This is a genomic window from Shewanella sp. NIFS-20-20 (assembly GCF_019209865.1).
Classification (GTDB): domain Bacteria; phylum Pseudomonadota; class Gammaproteobacteria; order Enterobacterales; family Shewanellaceae; genus Shewanella.
The window spans coordinates 1-1,090 of sequence record NZ_JAHUTT010000124.1 but is presented as its reverse complement, the minus strand read 5'-3'; the positions used below and the strand labels follow the sequence as shown (position 1 = coordinate 1,090).

The 1,090-nt window shown below is 43.9% G+C and carries 2 protein-coding genes; both read right to left on the bottom strand.

Annotated elements, in window-relative coordinates; genetic code table 11:
* Positions 1 to 101 precede the first annotated feature (101 nt).
* Positions 102 to 803, bottom strand: a complete 702-nt coding sequence (locus KU855_RS18700; RefSeq protein ID WP_218532795.1) for a glycosyltransferase family A protein — start codon at positions 801 to 803, stop codon at positions 102 to 104.
* Positions 804 to 976: 173 nt separating this feature from the next.
* Entirely contained in the window at positions 977 to 1,084 is a 108-nt protein-coding gene (locus KU855_RS18695) for a helix-turn-helix domain-containing protein (RefSeq protein WP_371316392.1), read from the bottom strand.
* Positions 1,085 to 1,090: the final 6 nt, after the last annotated feature.

Below are 1,090 nucleotides of genomic sequence, written 5' to 3'. Positions count from 1 at the left end.
TGGTTATATTGCTTCCAGTTGCTGATTTTGTACTTTGCCTTACCCATCATCGTCACCCATCTCAAAGTTCTAATGATCTGATCGTGGTTCTGATGATTAGTTCAATGATTTAGGAAACAACGCCCTTCCACTATGCTGTCCGGCCCATAAGCTGCCAGTATCCGGTAGTAATACTCGGTATCGGCATTAACAGACACTCGGTCCCAGTAACCCAGGCGCTCAAACACTTCACGGCGGATCATCAAAGATGAGATATTGCGGTGCACTATGCTGCCATCCGGCCGCGTTTCAAACTGCATGTCTGTAGTACAGCGTGCCCAGTGAGACACGCTGGCCACCGCCTTGGGGTTATCCAGCAAGGCTTTGATCTGCATCTCGAGCTTTTGCGGATGCGACCAGTCATCGGCATCGTGGACTGTGATGAAATCGCCTTTCGCGTGTTTTAGTCCGTGATTACGGGCTCCATAAGCGCCTTGGTTAGTATGGAGAGAATATATTTTCAAACTGCTTTCAAGAGTAAATTCAATATTATTGAGTCCGAAGCCTTCATCTTGAAGCTCGTCATTAACAATTAATAATTGATGATTAACTAACGTTTGCCTCGTCAAAGAGTCAATAGCGATTTTAATAGTGTCTTTACTTTGGTAACTGGGTATGATGACCGAAACTGAATTGTCACGACTGATTCTGGATTGAGTGCCAACAGCTATATTCTGAGTGCCGATAGCGATATTATCCAACGAATCAAATATAGAATAATATTCTATATTCTCAATAGCCTGCAAAGGGCTTAAACTTGTCATTTTATTTCCAAACATTGCCACTCGGTATAACCCACAAGAGCGGTGCAAGGGTCAAAGGGTCAAAGGGTCAGGTCTTGAATTTTGCTATAATGCGACTGATTTGTGAGTAATGCAGTCCAAAATGATCACCTGGTCCCAAGTGGTGCAAGGGTCAGGTCTTAGTGGTGCAAGGGTCAGGTCTTGAATTTTGCTATAATGCGACTGATTTGTGAGTAATGCAGTCCAAAATGATCACCTATCTGTTTTTGCGTATAGCCACCAGAAGCATAAGCATTAACTATCGCCTC